The organism is Brevundimonas sp. (assembly GCF_029945885.1).
In the GTDB taxonomy this organism is placed as follows: Bacteria; Pseudomonadota; Alphaproteobacteria; order Caulobacterales; family Caulobacteraceae; genus Brevundimonas.
The window spans coordinates 344,203-361,113 of sequence record NZ_JAQSDK010000002.1; the positions used below are offsets into that span (position 1 = coordinate 344,203).

Annotated in this window: 16 protein-coding genes; 7 read left to right on the forward strand and 9 right to left on the reverse strand. The window is 67.3% G+C overall.

Going from position 1 to position 16,911, the window contains the following annotated elements:
* Positions 1-7 precede the first annotated feature (7 nt).
* The 3 genes from PSV00_RS02170 to PSV00_RS02180 all read left to right on the forward strand — a co-directional run bounded on the left by PSV00_RS02170 (position 8) and on the right by PSV00_RS02180 (position 2,828).
* The gene (locus tag PSV00_RS02170; RefSeq protein ID WP_300444227.1) at positions 8-889 is read left to right on the forward strand and encodes a YicC/YloC family endoribonuclease; all 882 of its coding nucleotides are present in this window, start codon (positions 8-10) and stop codon (positions 887-889) included.
* Positions 879-1,520, forward strand: a complete 642-nt coding sequence (gene gmk, locus PSV00_RS02175; RefSeq protein WP_300444229.1) for a guanylate kinase — start codon at positions 879-881, stop codon at positions 1,518-1,520. The genes PSV00_RS02170 and gmk overlap by 11 nt, the downstream gene beginning before the upstream one ends.
* Positions 1,521-2,492: 972 nt before the next feature.
* The gene (locus PSV00_RS02180) at positions 2,493-2,828 is read left to right on the forward strand and encodes a hypothetical protein (RefSeq protein WP_300444231.1); all 336 of its coding nucleotides are present in this window, start codon (positions 2,493-2,495) and stop codon (positions 2,826-2,828) included.
* A gap of 109 nt (positions 2,829-2,937) precedes the next feature.
* Here the strand turns inward: PSV00_RS02180 and PSV00_RS02185 are convergent, their stop codons facing one another.
* The 8 genes from PSV00_RS02185 to PSV00_RS02220 all read right to left on the reverse strand — a co-directional run bounded on the left by PSV00_RS02185 (position 2,938) and on the right by PSV00_RS02220 (position 13,405).
* Positions 2,938-4,074, reverse strand: coding sequence for an aminotransferase class I/II-fold pyridoxal phosphate-dependent enzyme (locus tag PSV00_RS02185; protein ID WP_300444233.1), 1,137 nt, complete (start codon positions 4,072-4,074; stop codon positions 2,938-2,940).
* Positions 4,075-4,116: 42 nt separating this feature from the next.
* Positions 4,117-4,725 (reverse strand): SDR family oxidoreductase, encoded by a 609-nt coding sequence (locus tag PSV00_RS02190; RefSeq protein ID WP_300444236.1) that lies wholly within the window; start codon positions 4,723-4,725, stop codon positions 4,117-4,119.
* A 498-nt stretch (positions 4,726-5,223) separates the two neighbouring features.
* Positions 5,224-6,045, reverse strand: coding sequence for a 16S rRNA (adenine(1518)-N(6)/adenine(1519)-N(6))-dimethyltransferase RsmA (gene rsmA, locus PSV00_RS02195; protein ID WP_300444239.1), 822 nt, complete (start codon positions 6,043-6,045; stop codon positions 5,224-5,226).
* A gap of 138 nt (positions 6,046-6,183) precedes the next feature.
* Complete coding sequence (gene pdxA / locus PSV00_RS02200) at positions 6,184-7,185, reverse strand: 4-hydroxythreonine-4-phosphate dehydrogenase PdxA (RefSeq protein WP_300444242.1); 1,002 nt, start codon at positions 7,183-7,185, stop codon at positions 6,184-6,186.
* Positions 7,185-8,519 carry a peptidylprolyl isomerase gene (locus PSV00_RS02205; RefSeq protein ID WP_300444245.1) on the reverse strand — a complete coding sequence of 445 codons (1,335 nt, stop codon included), beginning with the start codon at positions 8,517-8,519 and terminating at the stop codon, positions 7,185-7,187. Before PSV00_RS02205 ends, pdxA begins: the two co-directional genes overlap by 1 nt.
* A gap of 78 nt (positions 8,520-8,597) precedes the next feature.
* On the reverse strand, positions 8,598-11,093 hold the full coding sequence (lptD, locus tag PSV00_RS02210) for an LPS assembly protein LptD (protein ID WP_300444248.1): 2,496 nt from the start codon (positions 11,091-11,093) through the stop codon (positions 8,598-8,600).
* Between the two features lie 33 nt (positions 11,094-11,126).
* Positions 11,127-12,272, reverse strand: a complete 1,146-nt coding sequence (locus tag PSV00_RS02215; RefSeq protein ID WP_300444251.1) for an LptF/LptG family permease — start codon at positions 12,270-12,272, stop codon at positions 11,127-11,129.
* Positions 12,269-13,405, reverse strand: coding sequence for an LptF/LptG family permease (locus PSV00_RS02220; protein WP_300444254.1), 1,137 nt, complete (start codon positions 13,403-13,405; stop codon positions 12,269-12,271). Before PSV00_RS02220 ends, PSV00_RS02215 begins: the two co-directional genes overlap by 4 nt.
* A 140-nt stretch (positions 13,406-13,545) precedes the next feature.
* On the opposite strand from PSV00_RS02220, the gene PSV00_RS02225 reads away from it, so the two are divergent.
* From PSV00_RS02225 to PSV00_RS02240, 4 genes are all read left to right on the forward strand, one after another.
* The gene (locus tag PSV00_RS02225; protein ID WP_300444256.1) at positions 13,546-15,021 is read left to right on the forward strand and encodes a leucyl aminopeptidase; all 1,476 of its coding nucleotides are present in this window, start codon (positions 13,546-13,548) and stop codon (positions 15,019-15,021) included.
* 16 nt (positions 15,022-15,037) lie between these two features.
* On the forward strand, positions 15,038-15,487 hold the full coding sequence (locus PSV00_RS02230) for a DNA polymerase III subunit chi (RefSeq protein WP_300444259.1): 450 nt from the start codon (positions 15,038-15,040) through the stop codon (positions 15,485-15,487).
* A gap of 104 nt (positions 15,488-15,591) precedes the next feature.
* The gene (locus PSV00_RS02235) at positions 15,592-15,804 is read left to right on the forward strand and encodes a hypothetical protein (RefSeq protein WP_300444262.1); all 213 of its coding nucleotides are present in this window, start codon (positions 15,592-15,594) and stop codon (positions 15,802-15,804) included.
* Positions 15,797-16,102: a hypothetical protein gene (locus tag PSV00_RS02240; protein ID WP_300444264.1), complete on the forward strand. Its 306-nt coding sequence runs from the start codon at positions 15,797-15,799 to the stop codon at positions 16,100-16,102. Before PSV00_RS02235 ends, PSV00_RS02240 begins: the two co-directional genes overlap by 8 nt.
* A gap of 32 nt (positions 16,103-16,134) precedes the next feature.
* Here PSV00_RS02240 and PSV00_RS02245 read toward each other — a convergent pair.
* Positions 16,135-16,911: ATP-binding cassette domain-containing protein (locus tag PSV00_RS02245; RefSeq protein ID WP_300444267.1), on the reverse strand; the 777-nt coding region annotated here is incomplete at its 5' end.

The following is a 16,911-nucleotide window of genomic DNA, read 5'->3' on the forward strand; positions in this document are numbered from 1 at the left end:
ATCCGGCATGACCGGCTTCGGTCGCGCCGACGGGGCACAGGACGGCTGGAGCTGGTCGGTCGAGGCCCGGTCGGTCAATGGCCGCACCCTCGACATCCGCTTTCGGGGTCCGCCCGGCTTCGACAGTCTGGAACGGCTGGCCCGGGCCTCTGCCCAGGCCCGGCTCGGCCGGGGTCAGGTCACGGTCGGCCTTCAGGCCAAGCGGCTGGAGAGCGGCACCCCGACCGTGCGGGTCAACCAGGCGGTGCTGGACCACTATCTGATCCTCGCCAACGCCCTGGCCGAACAGGGTACCACCCCGCCCAGCGCCGACGGCCTGCTGGCCCTGCGCGGCGTGCTGGAGATCCCGGAAGAGGTCGAGGACCCCGAGGCCCGCGCCGCCGTCGAGGCCGCCATGGCCCTGACCATCGACGCCGCCCTCGACGCCCTGAAGCTGTCGCGCGAGCGGGAAGGGGCCCAGCTGCTGCCGGTCCTGACCGGCTTCGTCGACCGCATCGCCGCCCTGACCGCCGAGGCCGCCGTCCGGGCCGACGAGCAGACCACCGCCGTGCGCGAGCGATTCGCCCGCCGCATGACCGACCTGGCCCCGAATCCCAGCGAGGCGGGGGCCCCCGGCCTGGCCGACCGGATCGTGCTGGAAGCTGCCGCCCTGGCCGCCCGCGCCGACGTCCGTGAGGAGCTGGATCGCCTCACCGCCCACGTCGCCTCGGCCCGCACCCTGTTGCACCAACCCCCCGCCGGCCGGAAACTCGACTTCCTGACCCAGGAATTCATGCGCGAGGCCAACACCCTGTGCGCCAAATCGGCTACCACGGCGCTCACCGCCACCGGACTCGAACTGAAGGCGGTGATCGAACAGCTGCGTGAACAGGTCCAGAATGTCGAATGAACGCACGCCCCGCCGGGGCGTCCTCCTGATCGTCGCCAGTCCCTCCGGGGCCGGCAAGACCTCGCTCTGCCGCCGGCTGATGGCCGACCACGGCGGGCTGGAGCTGTCGGTGTCGATGACCACCCGCGGCATCCGCCCCGGCGAGGTCGCCGACCGCGACTATCATTTCGTCGACGAGGCCGAGTTCCAGCGCCTGATCGACCAGGACGCCTTCCTGGAATGGGCCGATGTGCACGGGGCCCGCTACGGCAGCCCGCGCGCCCCGATCGACCGGGCCCTGTCCGAGGGCCGCGACGTCCTGTTCGACATCGACTGGCAGGGGGCCCGCGACATCGCCGAAAAATGCCCGCACGACGCCGTTCGCGTCTTCATCCTGCCGCCCAGTCTGGAGGAGCTGCGCCGCCGTCTGGTGACCCGCTCCCAGGACGCCGAGGACGTGATCGAACGCCGCATCCAGAACGCCAAGGGCGAGATCGAACACTGCGACGCGTTCGACTACGTCTTCGTCAATGACGATTTCGACCGCTCCTACGCCGAGCTGGCCCACATCTACCATGCCGAACGCTCCAAACAGTCGCGCAACATCTGGCTCAAGGGCTACCGCCAGGCCCTGCTGAACGAGGCGGTCTAGAGCCGCAGCGACGTCAGGGCGCTCCTTCCTGTTTGCATGGGGAGGGCGACCGCGTCGCGGTCGAGGGGCGACGCGACCCGACGGGCGAAATGGACTCCGGAAAAACCGGGTGCAGGGAGTCCAACGGCTGCGGTCCGATGTCTGGATTTCCGGGCAGTGTCTTCAGATCCTTGATGTTCGCGTCAGCGGTGGCGAGCCGTTTCAGCGGGTCGCGGTTAGACTCGAGTCCGGGGCGGTGCCAGGGCGGCGGCACGCGGGTCCAGCAGGGGGTCTGCCACTGTCGTCATCCTCCGGCCAGCCGCGTCAGCGGCGCCGACCGGAGGACCCAGCGGCGCCGCAGGCGATCTGTCCGCCCACCCTGTGTCCACCGTCGGTGACCGCGACAGGGTCGGGCTCGCGCCCGCCGCTGGGTCCTCCGGTCGTGCTGCGCACGCCGAAGGATGACGACAGTCGTTGAAGCCCGCCATCGCCTCCGCCTCCGCCAGCCCCCGCTTGCTCCAGCCCTCGCGCGTGATCCGCCGCCGGATCGCATACACACTGACGTCGAATTCGACCGCCAGGACCGGCGCACTCTCCTCCGCCGGATCGCGGGCACGGATACAGGCCCAGACCCGCTCGCCACGGATGCGATAGGGCGCACGACGGCGCGGCGATGCGGGCAGGGCAGTGTTCATGCCCCCAGTGTCCCCCAGCCCGGCACCCCGGCGGGAAATTCGCTGCCCCGCCGCGGAAAGCCGCGTCAGATCAGCGGGATGGCACGCCGCAAAGGGCGGATTCTGGCCGGGAAGGTCGCATTTGTGGCCGGTGTGGCGGCTGTGGCCGGGGCGGTGTGTCGGATGTGTCGTCGATGCGGCTGAATGTCAGCGAGTGACCCGAAAGACTCCGGGTGGAAGGTCCATCCTGTGGTCCTGAGGCTATGACCGCTTTCGACCCTTAGGTGACGGCTGGAAGGTCCGCCGCTAGGCTGAGCCTATGAAGAATATTCAGATCATCGACGGCGCGGAAAACGCAACGTTCAGCCTCTTTCAGGCCACTGATGAAGAGTTCGCCGACCTCTTCATGGATGGAACGGACATCGAGTTGATCGAGGATGTGATCGTCCGGCTCGGTGATGATCGTGCGACGGAAATCCTCACGCCGATCTGGGATCGTCCGGTTTTGAAAAGGGACGCCAATGGCATCCACGGCACCCTGTTCTACGATTGGGCCGGGCGACGACAACATCTGCCAGTCACAAAGCGGGAAGTCGATCTTGACGAGTGGTCGATCAATGAAGCCCAACGCAGTCTGTTTCAGTCGAAACGCTGATGTCCGCTTCCCCCCCGTAGCGGACGTTCCAATCGTCCGCTTCCAGCTGGTAGGCCCAAGCTGAGCGTGCCGCATCCGATCGCTTTCTATCCGACGATCGGAGGCCCCATCACCCCGCCTTCCGCGCCCCGAACCACCCCACCATCCGCTGCAACGCCTCTTCCACCTCCGCCGTCGACACGGCGAAGCTGATGCGGATGAAATGCCCGCCGTCGACCGGGTCGAAATCGATGCCGGGGGCGGTGGCGACGCCGGTGTCGCGCAACAGGGCCTCGCAGAAGGCCAGGCTGTCGTGGCTGAGATGGCCGATGTCGGCCCAGATGTAGAAGGCCCCGTCCGGCGGGGCGATGGTCTTCAGCCCCAGGGCGGGCAGGGCGGCCAGCATCAGTTCGCGGTTGCGGCGATAGACGGCGACATGGCCCTCCAGCTCTTCCGTCTGGTCCATGGCCACCAGACCGGCGTGCTGGCTCAGCGACGGCGGGGTCAGGAACAGGTTGCCGATATAGGTTTTCGCCGTCTCGACATGGTCGGCCGGCACCAGCAGCCAGCCCAGCCGCCAGCCGGTCATGCTCCAGTATTTGGAAAAGCTGTTGATCACCAAAGCGTCCGGGGTGAACTCCAGCATCGACGGCGTCGGCGCGCCGAAACTCAGCCCGTGATAGATTTCGTCCGAGATGATGACGATGCCGCGCTCGGCACAGACGGCGGCGATGGCGGCCAGTTCCGCCGCCGGGATGATCGATCCGGTCGGATTGGCCGGGCTGGCGATGATCACCCCCGCCGGGGCCGGCTCCAGCGCCTTCAGGGCCCGCGCCGTCAGCTGATAGTGGTCCTCGGGCCCGCAGCCGATCTCGACCGGCACCATCCGCAGGCCCCGCACCGTATTGCGATAGGCGACATAGCCGGGCCGGGCCATGGCGATGCGGTCCCCGGGCGCGAAGCGTGAGGTCAGGGCCAGCACCAGGGCCGGTGACGCCCCGCAGGTCAGCAACAGCCGCTCGGGCGCGACGGTGACGCCATAGCGCTCCTGATAATGGCGCGCGATCCGCGCCTTCAGCAGCGGGCTTTCCCAATAGCCCATGCCGTCGCTGTCCAGCACCTGATGGGCGCGGGCGATCGCCGCCGCCGGGGCCCCGGTCGAGGGCTGGCCGAACTCCATATGGATGACACTGCGCCCCCCGGCCTTCAGTTCATGGGCCAGCCGGCTGATGGCGATGGCGCGAAACGGTTCGATTCCGGTGGGCATGAATTGGGTATCCCACAGGCCTTCGCCCCCGTCATCCTCGCGTCAGGCGGTGGCCGGTATCGTCTCCATGGTCCGGGTCTGTCCGGTCCAGTCGCTGTCGGTCAGGGCCTCGGCCAGGACCGCGGCGACATCGTCCCGGGAGGCCTGGCCGCCGGGGTCGACATCATCGCCGAACCGGATCTTGCCGGTGCCGTCGTCATCCGTCAGGGCGACTGGACGAACGATGGCAAAGCTCAGGCCCGACACCTTCAGGTGTTCGTCGGCATCGTGTTTGGCGCGCAGATAGATGGCCAGGTCACCGTCCGGGTCAGGATCGTCCGCCCCCACCGAACTGAGCATGACGAAGCGGCCGACACCGGCCTGGCGGGCCAGGTCGATCAGGCGGATCGCGCCGTCCCGGTCGACCTGCTCGGTCATGGCGTCGCCGCTGGCCCCGCCCGACCCGGCCGCGAAGACCACCGCATCACAGCCGTCGCAGACGTCCGGGTCCAGGTCCGTCAGATCGCCGCGGCGCAGGGTCGCGCCCTCGGGCAGGGCAGCGGGGTCAGAGCCGTCCCGCACCAGGGCGATGGGGTGGTGGCCGCGCGTCTGAAGTTCACGGACCAGGCGAAGGCCGGTCTTGCCGGTGGCACCGGCGACGAGGACGTGCATGGCGGATCTCACGGTTTCAGGGGGACCGGGTGGTCCAGCCCCCCCCTGAACGCCGCTCCAGACCGGATCGTTGCCCCCTTCCGACGGCAAGGCCTCCGTAGGGGCCAAAATGCCGGTCCTGGCCGGCCGAGGCTCGCCCCCACCAGCGTCCGGCGCGCGGGATTCGCCTTTATGTCGGCAAGGCTACATAAGGTGTCCATTACTGACTCTGCCTTCAGGCGTCAGTGACTGAGAGATGTCGGTGCCGATCCCGTCTGCTCCCGCCTGAACGGTCGTGGGGGCCCGCTGTGGAATACATCTGCTACGTCGAAATCGGAGACTCGACGGTTCCGGTCATGGACATCATCGAGGCGGACGACATCAGCGCCGTCCATGACCATGTCCGCGGGATGATGGCCGAACATCCGGCCAGTTCGACGGCGACCATCTACCTCGGCGATGTCCTGATCGGCAGTCTCGTGAAGGACCCGACACCAGCCTCGACCGGTGCGGTCGCGATCACCCCTGGCCCAGCGCTTGCGCCAGTCGCAGGAATCCGGCCCCGTCGATGACCTCGGCCCGGTTGTCGGGATCGACCCCGGCGGCCTCGCACAACGCTGCGCCGCCCAGCTGTTTCAGGCTGGAGCGCAGCATCTTGCGCCTCTGGCCAAAGGCGGCCGCCGTCACCGTCTCCAGCCGTTTCAGCGTCGCCCGGTCGGGCCGGTCGGGACGGGGGATCAGATGCACCACGGCGCTGGCCACCTTGGGCGGCGGGGTAAAGGCGGCGGCCGGCAGATGCATGACGATGCGGGCCTCGCACACGGCCTGGGCGATCACCGCCAGCCGGCCATAGGCGTCGTCGCCGGCCTCGGCCACGATGCGCTCGGCCACCTCCTTCTGGAACATCAGGGTCAGGGCCTGCGGCATCCACGGCCCGGTGATCCATTTGATCAGCAGCGGCGTGCCGACATTGTACGGCAGGTTCGACACCACATGGGCCGGCCCCGCGACCAGGGCCGCCTCATCCACCTTCAGCGCATCGGCCTCGACCGTGACCAGCCGCCCGGTGCCGTCATCCAGCTCGGCCAGCAGGGGCAGGAAACGCGGATCCTTCTCGACCAGCACCACCTGGCCCGCATCGCTCTCCAGCAACGCCCGCGTCAGCCCGCCCGGCCCCGGCCCGACCTCGATCACACTCCGCCCCTCGAACGGCCCCGCCAGCCGCACGATCTTGCGCGTCACATTCAGGTCGAGCAGGAAATGCTGGCCGAAACTCTTCTTGGCCAGCAGGCCGTGGGCGTCGAGCGTTTCACGCAGGGAGGGGAGGTTGTCTGAGGTCACTTGATTCCGATCATCCCCGCGAAGGCGGGGACCCAGTTCTGTCGCAAGGCACAATGGCCGGGATTGAGGGAGAGACCAACCGCTGCCGCCGGATTGGCCAATAGTCTGGGTCCCTGCCTTCGCGGGGATGAGCGGGTATTATTGCGCCCTTGCCCCCGCCATCACCCCCGCCAGCCGGATCGCGGCGATCAGGCTGTCGGCCCGGGCCACCCCCCGTCCGGCGATGGCGAAGCCGGTGCCGTGGTCGGGCGAGGTGCGGACGATGGGCAGGCCCAGGGTGGCGTTGACGCCGCCCCAGAAGTCCAGGGTCTTGACCGGGATCAGGGCCTGGTCGTGATACAGGCAGATCGCCGCGTCATAGCCGGTGCGGGCCTCGTCATGGAACATCGTGTCGGCGGGCGTCGGGTCGCTGATGGTGATGCCTTCGGCGCGCAGGATGGCCACGGCCGGGGCCAGGACCTCGATCTCCTCCAGACCGATGGCCCCGCCCTCGCCGGCGTGGGGGTTCAGCGCCGCCAGCGCCAGGCGGGGGCGGGCGATGCCGAAGTCGCGCTGCATCGCTTCATGCACGACCCGGGCGGTGCGGCAGACCCGCTCGATCGTGACCAGTTCGGGCACTTCCGACAGGGGGGCGTGGATGGTCACCAGACAGGCGCGCAGGTCGCGCGCGGTCAGCATCATCACCGGGCCGCGCGTGCCGGCGAACGGCAGGTCGGCGGTCAGTTCGGCGATGAACTCCGTATGGCCGGGAAAGCGGAAACCGGCGGCATACAGCGGGGCCTTGGCGATCGGGGCGGTGACCACGCCGCTGGCCTCGCCCGACATGGCCAGATTGACCGCCTGTTCGATCCAGTCGGCCACGGCCCCGGCATTGGCGGGCTCGGGATGCCCCGGACGCACCGGGGCGGGCAGGGGATGGTGCAGGACCGGCAGGGCGCGGGCGAAGACGCCGGGCGCATCGGACAGGGCGGTGATCTCGACGACCGGCACGTCGCGGGCCCGCAGCAGGCCGGCGTCGCCGATGACCGCGAAGACCGGACCTTCGGCCCTGAGGGCATTCCAGGCGGCGGCGACGATCTCGGGCCCCACGCCGGCCGGCTCGCCCAGGGACAGGGCCAGCGGCGGCAGGGACCCGGTCATTATTTCATCTCGATCAGGGCGTCGGCGCGCAGGTCACGGATATAGCGACGACCCAGCATGGCCAGGTTCTGACCGCGCAAACGGCCCTCGACGTCGCGGAAGGTCGGGGCCTCGATGCCCCCGGCGCGACGGCCGCATACGGCCAGAAGATGCACGCCCAGCGGGGTGCGCAGCGGCGTGCTGACCGAGCCGACCGCGCCGGAGCGGGCGACTTGCTGGAACTGCGGTGCCAGGCTGGGCACTTCGGCCTCACCCAGGTCGGACCCGAGCAGGCCTTCTTCCGACGTGGCCCGCGCCAGCATGTTGTCGCAGGTCAGCTGCGGCTGCAGCGCCGTCAGCCGCGCCGTCGCCGCCGCAATCTCGGCCTCGCTCGCCGTCTCCGGCAGCCGCACCATCACCTGTTTCAACTGCACCAGACTGCTCGCCGAGCTGTCCCGCTTGTCACGCATATAGATGATATAGACCCCGCCCTCGACCGGGATCGGCCGCGACAGCTGTCCGACGTTGAGCTGGTCAAGGGCAGTCTGCAGCGCCGGTTGGACCGTACCCTGCACCACCCAGCCGGCGTCACCGCCGCGGACGGCGGAAGGGGCCGCGGAAAACTGCTGGGCCACGGCCTGGAACGGCGCGCCCTGAACCATCTGCTGGACCAGCTGGCTGGCACCGTCCAGGGCCTGTTGCTGGCCGCCGACGCGGGCAGCCTCGATATAGATTTCGCCGATCAAATACTGCGGCTTGGACGCAGACTCGGCCAGCTGGCGCATGACCTGTTCGACCTGGCCACGGCTGACGCGGGCCCGGCTGGCAAAGCGTCCGCCGACGAGCGAGCGCCAGCCGATCGACACGCGCAACTGCTCACGCACAGTCTGCGGGCGAATTCCGCCCTGGGCGAGGAATCCGAGATAGGTTTCGGGGTTGGTGCCGACCTCCTGGGCCATGGCGGCGATCTCGGCATCCACTTCCGCGTCCGAGACTATCAGGTCCTCGTAGGTCGCGATTTCCTGGGCCTGCAGCCGTTCGTCGATCAGAACGTTCAGCGCTTCCTGCTGAATGGCCGGAATGTTTTCATCGGTGGGCTGCACCTGGGTCATGGCGATGACCAGCAGCATCCGCTGTCGCAGGTCGAAACCGGTGATGATACTGTCGTTGACGGTAGCGACGATCCCGTCCGCCATGCGGAACTCGGGGGCGGAAACCGGACGGGTCGGGGCCTCTTCCGAAGCCGGGTTCAGAGTGCCGGCCGCGATAGGCGATTGCCCGGGAGTCTGGGCATAGGCCGAGCCGGCCAGGAGCGCGGCGATCGCGACGCCCGTCGTGTAACGCTTGAAACGCATCGTCAGTCCTGATTCCTCAAAGCGGCTTCGTCTTGATCCGGGGGGATAGTCAACGACCTGCGCGCCCTATCGGCGTCGCTACCAACGCCTGTCGCTTGGTCCATAACCTGAACCGCCGAAAGTGGCGAGGTTTAGGCGCACATAGATACCTTCGGACGGCCCACTGGGTCGAACGCGCGTATTGTCCCGGCGAAAGCCCAGTTCGAAACGGAAACAATCGTCGTCAAACAGCAGGCCCACCTCCGACCGGGTGATCAGGTCCCGCTCCAGATCAACAATACCGGTCGCGGTCACGCCCCAGTTGCCCTGAATGAACTGCTGCACGGCCAGTTGGACAAATTCGTAGTTGCGATTCAGCGATTGCTGGATCGGGGGGCCGGCCGGGTCGAACGGATTGGGGTAGGGATTCAACTGCCGCAGGGGATCGGATCGATCGACGATATAGGTGAGACTGCCCTGGTTACGCCGACCCCAGCGTCCGTCCATGGTCAGTTCGGCGCGCCGGATACTGCCGCTGCTGTCGATGGTCGCGTGACCCCAGCCGCGAATCCGGTCCGACGGGGTGAAGCTGCCCTGTACCACCCAGTCCGATGATTTCGCGGCCAGGCCGGACGGATCATAGCGTTGCGCCGGAGCGTCGGGCACCGGGGTGAGAAAGGCCGGCTCCTCCTCGAAGCGCAGGCTGCGGCCGATGAACAGGCTGGCCTGTCGGCCACCGTCCCAGTTCAGAGTCGCGCGGGTCCCGGCGGTCAGGCGCAGGCCGCCTTCGTAGAGGTCCTGACCGGGAAAGCGGTCGACACGGAACAGCGAGCTCTCGTCGAGCTCAAGGGTCTGGCTGTCCTCGTTGGGAATGCGCGGATCAAGATCGGTATGGGTGGACAGGGACAACTGGCCGACGGGCTCGAGGACCAGGTCGGTACCGTCGGCGAACCGACGGATCAGCGGATAGCTGACATCCAGTCCGGCGGTGGCCCGGCTACGGGTGATCGTCGCGCTGTCGACGCCCATCATGGGGGGCAGGTCGGCGACGGAATAGATGTCCGCACGCACGTCGATAAACGGTTCCCAGCGCAGTCCGGCCGCCGTCGTCACGATACGCCGCCACTCGGCCTGGCCGCTGATACGGCGACTGTCGATGCCGGGCAGGCCCAGGGTGGAGCCCGTCGGGATCACATCAGGCCGCAGGACGGGGCCGCCGACATAGGTGTCGCGAAACAGGGCGACAGCCGAGCCGTGCAGGCGTAGTCGACCGCCGAACATTGGTCCGGCAGGTTCCCATCGGGCGTCGATCAGGGGCGCGACCAGCGGCAGGCTGTTGTCGCTCTCGAAGATGTTCAGGCCGGGGGCGTCCTGGTTGGCCACGGCCACCCGCAGGCTCTGGAGCGAGAAGGCGGCGACGGACAGATAGGACCGGTCAGTCTGCCGCTCGGCATAGAGCTGGCTGATCAGGCGACGTTGGTCGCCATAGTACAGGCCGTTGTCCTGATAGGGCGAGACAACGTCATAGCGGTCGAAAAGCGTCTTGTCCGACGTGCGTTCGGCGGTGAAACCCCAGCGCCAGGGACCGTCAGGGTCGAACCGGCCATGCGCCAGCAGATAGCTGCGGTGCTCCTCGGCCAGGGGAGCGATCGTGTCGTCGATGCCGTCGCCGTCAATGTCGAAATCGCCGAAATTCTGGGCATAGGTGTAGCCGCCGCGAGCGATGACGGTGCCGTCGGTGAACCGGCGACGCCACTGGGCGTTCAGCAGGGGCGCGACCCGGGCGTTGATCTGCGGGCTGATCTGCCAGTCCTCGGACGGCGAAACGACGATCAGATAGGGCTGTTCATAGCTGAGGCCCCGACCGGCGTCATAGTTGATCAGCGGGACCAGGAAACCCGATGCCCGCTCGACGGTCGGGTCGGGGTGCGCAAAGACCGGCAGGTAGAAGACCGGGACTCCGCCGACCTTGAACACCGCGTTGCGATACAGAATCGCGCGCAGGGTCTCGTCCTGGATGACCTGTTCGGCCTGGATCGAGATCGTCGGGGTTCGGGTGCTGCCGTCGGCGTTGCAGACCGGGCAGGGCGTGAAGATCGCGTAGTTGAGTTCGTTCACGGTTGCGCTGCGGCGCACGGCGGTAGCGGCCATCAGGCTGGCCCCGTTGGTCGTGCGCGTGGCGAAATCGACCGCGATACCGGCCTTGAGGTCGGAATTGAGTTCCAGCAGGCTGGCGAAGACGACATTGCCGTCGGGATCGACCAACTGGGCATTGCCGGAGGCCGTGGCCAGACCCTGGGCCAGATCATAGGTCACCGTGTCGGCGCGCAGGGTGTGCTGCTGGAAGCGGGCCATAACCCGGCCACCGGGATAGCTGTCGGCGGTGACGACGTCGCCCTGACGGCCCAGGATGTCTGCGTCGAAATAGGCGGCCTGAGGTGTCAGCCCGTCGGGACCGGCGACGGCATCCGGTGTGGGGGCCTGGGCCCGGGCAGCGGCAACAGTAACCCAGGGGCCAAGCAGGATTGCCGCCGTACCGGCGAGAAGCCGGAGGCGCAGGCCTCTCCTGTTCAGGACGCTGCGGTCACGCTGCATTCGACATTCACTCTGGGGCGGAAGAGCGCCCGCTTAGCCGTCTTCGGTATAGAACAGCAAGGTCAGGGCCGCGAGAGCCGTCAGGATTGGCGGCAACCATGCGGCGACAAAGGGGGGGATTACCTCGGCTGAACCGAAGGCGGCCGCGGACTGGTTGAGGAAGAAGAAGCCGAATCCCAGAACCACCGCTGCGGCGCTCATCCGCGCCAGATCGCCCAGCCGCATCAACCGCAAGGAAAAGGCGGCGGCCAGGATCGACATGGCGGCGAACATCAGCGGGGTCGCCAGCAGTTGCTGCAGCCGCAACCGGTAGGCCGTGGACGAGAAGCCTGCCGCCTCGACCCGGCGGATCTGGGCGGGCAGGGACCAGAAAGGCGTCGAGATCGGACGGGCGAACCGTTCGAAGGCCTCTTCGTCGGCCAGGCTGGAGGGCAGGTCGAGCGTGGCGTAGGGCACGGCGCGTTGCCCGGTCTGGGCCCCGATCGCATCCACCAGCCGCCACCGGCCGGCACTGAGGCTGGCCGAGGCCGCATCGAGACGCTCGGTGAAGATCCGGCGACCCTCGGGGTCGGTGGAATAGATGAAGAAGGTCACGCCCAGCAGTCGGGCATTGGCCCGGTCCTGGCGTTCGGCCCGAATCACGACCTGGCGCTGTCCCTCGCCCTCGCGCAGCCACACGACCCCCGAGCTGTCGGCCCCCGCTGCAGAACTGCTCAGACGCGCGCGCTCGCGCTGGAACAGGCCGTCCGCGGAGGCGGTCGCCGGGCCCAGGGCTGTCACGGTGATGATTCCAAGCAGGAAGGCCGCCCCGGCGGCCGGAAGCACGAAACGCCAGGCCGAAACCCCGGCGGCCCGCATGGCGATGAGTTCGCTGCGACGGTTCAGGCCAATATAGGCGGCCAGGGTGCCGAACAGGAAGACGAACGGCAGCAGCTGGATGATGACTGCCGGAGACTTGAGCAGCATCAGCCCGAGGATCCGCAGCGCCGACAGGTCGACGTCCGATCCGACACCGCGGGAAATCTCGACGAAATCGATCAGCATGACGAGGGCGGAAATCACCGCCAGGGCCATGCCGAGGGCCCGGATCTGCTGCACCAGAACATAACGTTCAATGCCGCCGAGCCGCAGGCGGCTGACGGGCAGGGCGACGACCCTGGAAAGGGCGGGAGCGATCATGCGAATCGGGCCTTCAGCCGCTGAAAGGCTGGCCAGTTGCCGGGACGGTGCGGTTTAAGGGTCATGAAGATCAGCCGGAGCGCCACGATCGTGGCGGCGGCGGGCAGCGCGTACTGGAGCAGGTTGAGCCAGCTGTTCCAGACGCTGGCGGCCACCACGACATAGCCGAGCACACGCACGATGAGGAAGGCGGCGGCGGCCTTGCCGATCCGGGCCCCATAGCCGGTGCGGCTGAAGGCACCGCCCATGATCGCCGCCAGGGCCATGGCCATCGCGGTCAGGGCATACAGGGGGGATGACAGGCGGGAATGCGCCTCGGCCAGCAGTTCCCCGCGTGTGCCGACCCGTTCGAGCACCGCCGGGGACGGGTTGAACAGCTGTCCGATCCAGAGGTCGGAGGGTTTGTAGCGAACCTTCTCGTCGGTGGTGGTGAACGGTGACAGGTCGAACGGCAGGCTGTCGAACGACAGTTGGTTCAGCACGCCCTTTGAGGAATACTCCTGCATGGTCCCGTACTTCAGCAGCAGGGTCGGCGCGCCATCGACGCTGTGACCGAACCGGGCCTCATTGGCGTCCCAGGTCCGCACGGCCTTGCCGTTGTCCAGATAGACGAACAGGTTCTTCATCAGGCCGTTCTGTTCGATCTGCTGCACATAGACTGTCAGCCCGCCGGGCCCCTGGACGAAGCGGCCTTCCTCGACCAGCAGGGCGGCGAGGTCGGTGCGAATGGCGAAGGCCTCCGCCCGCGCCTGACGCTGGGCGGCCGGCTGCAGGACGAGGGTGGTCAACAGCGACATCGCGGCGACGATCGCGGCCAGCAGCAGCGCAGGCTGGATCACGGCCCAACGCGTGACGCCGCTGGCGAAGGCGGCGGTCAACTCCTGTTCGCGTTGCAGACGGGTCAGGGAAATCAGGGCCCCCACAAACAGACCGATCGGCAGGATCACCGCCAACAGCTGCGGCACGGCCAGCAGGGTCAGCTTGACCATGACCCAGACGCTTTGGCCGCGTTCGACGATGATCTCCAGCTGATCCAGGCTTTGGCTCAGAATGCCGATACCGACCAAGGCGGCGCACGCTGCCGCGACGGGCAGGGCGATCTGGCGAAAGAAATAGCGTTGAATGAGGGTCATGACGGAAAAAAATCGCCCGGTTGCAGGCGAGCCAAAGAGAGACTCTAATACACACCGACGCGCGTCCGGGACAACCGGTCGCGTCTGCCCAGTTGCCTGTAATCAAGACCGGGGCCAATCGCTCCGGCTGGAGTAAATCAATGAAGGTCGAGTTTGTCTCGGCGGCCGGTGCCGCGGAAATTCTGGTTGTTCTCGTCAATGAGGGGCGTGCCCTTGCCGGGGCAGGCGCAGATTACGACAAGGCCGCCGGAGGTGCCCTGACGCGGGCGATGACCTCGAGCCGTTTCACCGGCAAGACCGACAGCACCCTGACCGTGAGCGCGCCGGCCGGTGTCGACGCGGGTGCGGTGATCCTCAGCGGCCTGGGCGACGCCGCCAAGCTGAACGACAAGGCGATCGAATCCGCCGCCGGCTCGGCCTACCATGCCGCCAAATTGTCCGGTTCGACCGTGCTGACGGTCGACGCTACCGGGCTGTCGCCCGAGCAGGCTGCCCGTATCGGCTTCGCGACCCGTCTGGCTGCCTACCGGTTTGACAAATATCTGACCAAGCAGAAGCCCGAGAAAATTCCGTCGCTCACCACGATCCGGATCGTCTGCGCCGACGGCAAGGCCGCAGAGGCCGCCTTCACCCCGATGTCGGCCGTGGCCGATGGCGTGATCTTCGCCCGCGACCTCGTCGCCGAGCCGGCCAACGTCCTATATCCGGTCGAGTTCGCGCGCCGGGTCAAGGCGCTGGAGTCACTGGGCCTCGAGGTCGAGGTTCTGGGCGAGGCCGAGCTTGAGAAACTGGGCATGCGCACCCTGCTTGGGGTCGGCCAGGGCAGCCGTCGTGACAGCCAGGTGGCGATCATGAAATGGAACGGCGGCAAGGCCGGCGACCAGCCGATCGCCTTCGTCGGCAAGGGCGTGACCTTCGACACCGGCGGCATCTCCATCAAGCCGGCTGACGGCATGGAAGACATGAAGTGGGACATGGGCGGCGCGGCGGCCGTGTCCGGACTGATGCACGCGCTGGCGGGCCGCAAGGCCAGGGTCAACGCCGTCGGCATCATCGGCCTGGTCGAAAACATGCCGGACGGCGACGCCCAGCGTCCGGGTGACGTGGTCATCTCGATGTCAGGCCAGTCGGTCGAGGTCATCAACACCGACGCTGAGGGCCGCCTCGTTCTGGCTGACTGCCTCTGGTACACCCAGGAGCGGTTCAAGCCGAAATTCATGATCGATCTGGCGACCCTGACCGGGGCGATCATCGTCTCCCTTGGCAAGGACTACGCCGGTGTGTTCTCGAACTCGGATGCGGTCGCCAACCCCGTCATCGCCGCCGGCAACAAGGTGGACGAGAATTTCTGGCGCCTGCCGCTGCCGGCGCAGTACGAAAAGCACATCGACAGCCCGATCGCCGATGTGAAGAACACCGGTAACGGTCGCGCGGGGGGCTCGATCACCGCCGCCCTGTTCCTGCAGCGCTTCGTCAATGACACGCCGTGGGCGCACCTGGACATCGCCGCCGTGGCCTGGGCTGAAAAGTCGACGCGGGCCATCGTGCCGGACGGTGCCGTGGGCTTCGGTGTGCGGACGCTCGACCGGATGGTCGCTGACACCTACGAGAGCTGAAGCCCGGACAAAGCAGATGTGTGAGTTCTGGTTCTATCATCTCGAGCGGTCGACGCTCGAGCAGGTCTTGCCGGGATTGCTGGAAAAGACGCGCGAGCGGGGCTGGAAGGCCCTGGTTCGCGTGTCTGATCCCGCGCAGCTGGAGGCGCTGGACGAGCATCTGTGGACCTGGCGGGATGACAGCTTCCTGGCCCACGGCCGCGCGTCCGAGCCGAATGCGGAGCGTCAGCCGATTCTTCTCAGCGAATCGGGTGAGAACCTCAACGCCGCTCAGGCGCTGTTCATGGTCGATGGCGCTGAAATCGGTGTCACGGATGGATTGGAACGATGCTTCATCATCTTCGACGGACAGAACGACCAGGCACTGACCGGGTCACGCGAGCGCTGGAAGGCGCTGAAGGCCAGGGGCGAGACCCTGGCCTACTGGAAACAGTCTCCCGAGGGGCGCTGGGAAAAGGCGGCCTGATCGTCCTGTTGGCCCTGGCCGGTTGCTCTTCAACCCCGGTGTCAAACCAGTCCGGTCCCCGAACCGTGGAAATCGCCCAACGCAGTCCGCCGGTCGGATCGCATATGCCCGACGATTCCACCCGCGACCTCTGCCATGCGGGCGAGCTGCAGTGGCTGGTGGGCAGGTCGCGGACCGAAATCCCGGTGCCGGTCGATGTGATCAACCGGCGTGTCGTCTGCACGACCTGTCCCGTCACCCAAGATTATTCACCCTACCGGTTGAACATTTTCTACAATTCGGAAACCAGCCTCGTCGAACAGGTGCGCTGTGGCTAGGCGTTCGGCGTTTGCGGTGACGCTGGGTCTGCCCGGATTGCTGGCCGGGGTCGCCGTCGGTCTGGCGGCAGGGTGCGCGCCGCTTCCCGTCGCTGACGTGCCGCCCCCGCAGCGCTGTGAAGCCGCGACGTCTCAGTCGTTGATCGGCAGCCATGTCGGGGCTGTGACCTTCCCGCGGGATGCCAATGTCCGACTGGTCTGCACCACCTGCGCCGCGACGATGGACTATGATCCCGACCGACTGAACCTGCGCTTCGATGAGGCGACCGGCATCATCAAGTCGGTCGACTGCGGCTGACCGTCAGCCCCGGGTCTCCGGAAGGTGTTGCCTCAGGAGACCTCGGCCAGGGCTTCCTCGGCAGAAACCCACGCCTGTTCCGCCGTGTCCAGATCCGCCTGGGTCTTGCCGCGTGCCCGGGTCAGGCCTTCCAGAGCCTTGGGATTGTTGACGGCGGCATTGGCCAGGTCATCGTCGATCCGGGCGATCTCGGCGGTCAGCGCGGCCATCCGTTCCTCGGCCTTCTTGACCGCATGGCGCAGGGTCGAGGGTGAGGGGCCGGACTTCTTGTTGTTTTTCTTGTTCTTGTTGCCCCCACCGCCGCTGGCGACAGCGGTCTCGTCCTTGACCTGGGTCGGGCGAACCGAGGCCTGTTTGGCCCGGTCGAGAACGAATTTGGCATAGTCATCCATGTCGCCGTCATAGGGTTTGACGGTGCCGTCCGCGGCCAGCCACAGCCGGTCGGCGACCAGCTCCATCAGCGAGCGGTCGTGGGTGATCAGGATCACCGCGCCATTGTACTGGTTCAGCGCGTCCAGCAGGGCGCGCCGGCTGTCGATGTCGAGGTGGTTGGTCGGTTCATCGAGGATCAGGACGTGCGGGGCGTCCATGGCCACCATGTTCAGCAACAGGCGCGCGCGCTCGCCGCCGGACAGACTGTCGACGGTGGTCTCCTGCTTTTCGTAGCCGAGACCGAACTGGGCCAGTTTCGAACGCCGGCTGCTCTCGGTCGAGTCCGGCATGGCCCGGCGGATGATTTCCAGCGGCGTGTCAGTCGGGTCCATGGCCTCGATCTGGTGCTGGTGGAACCAGCCCACCCGCATCTTGCG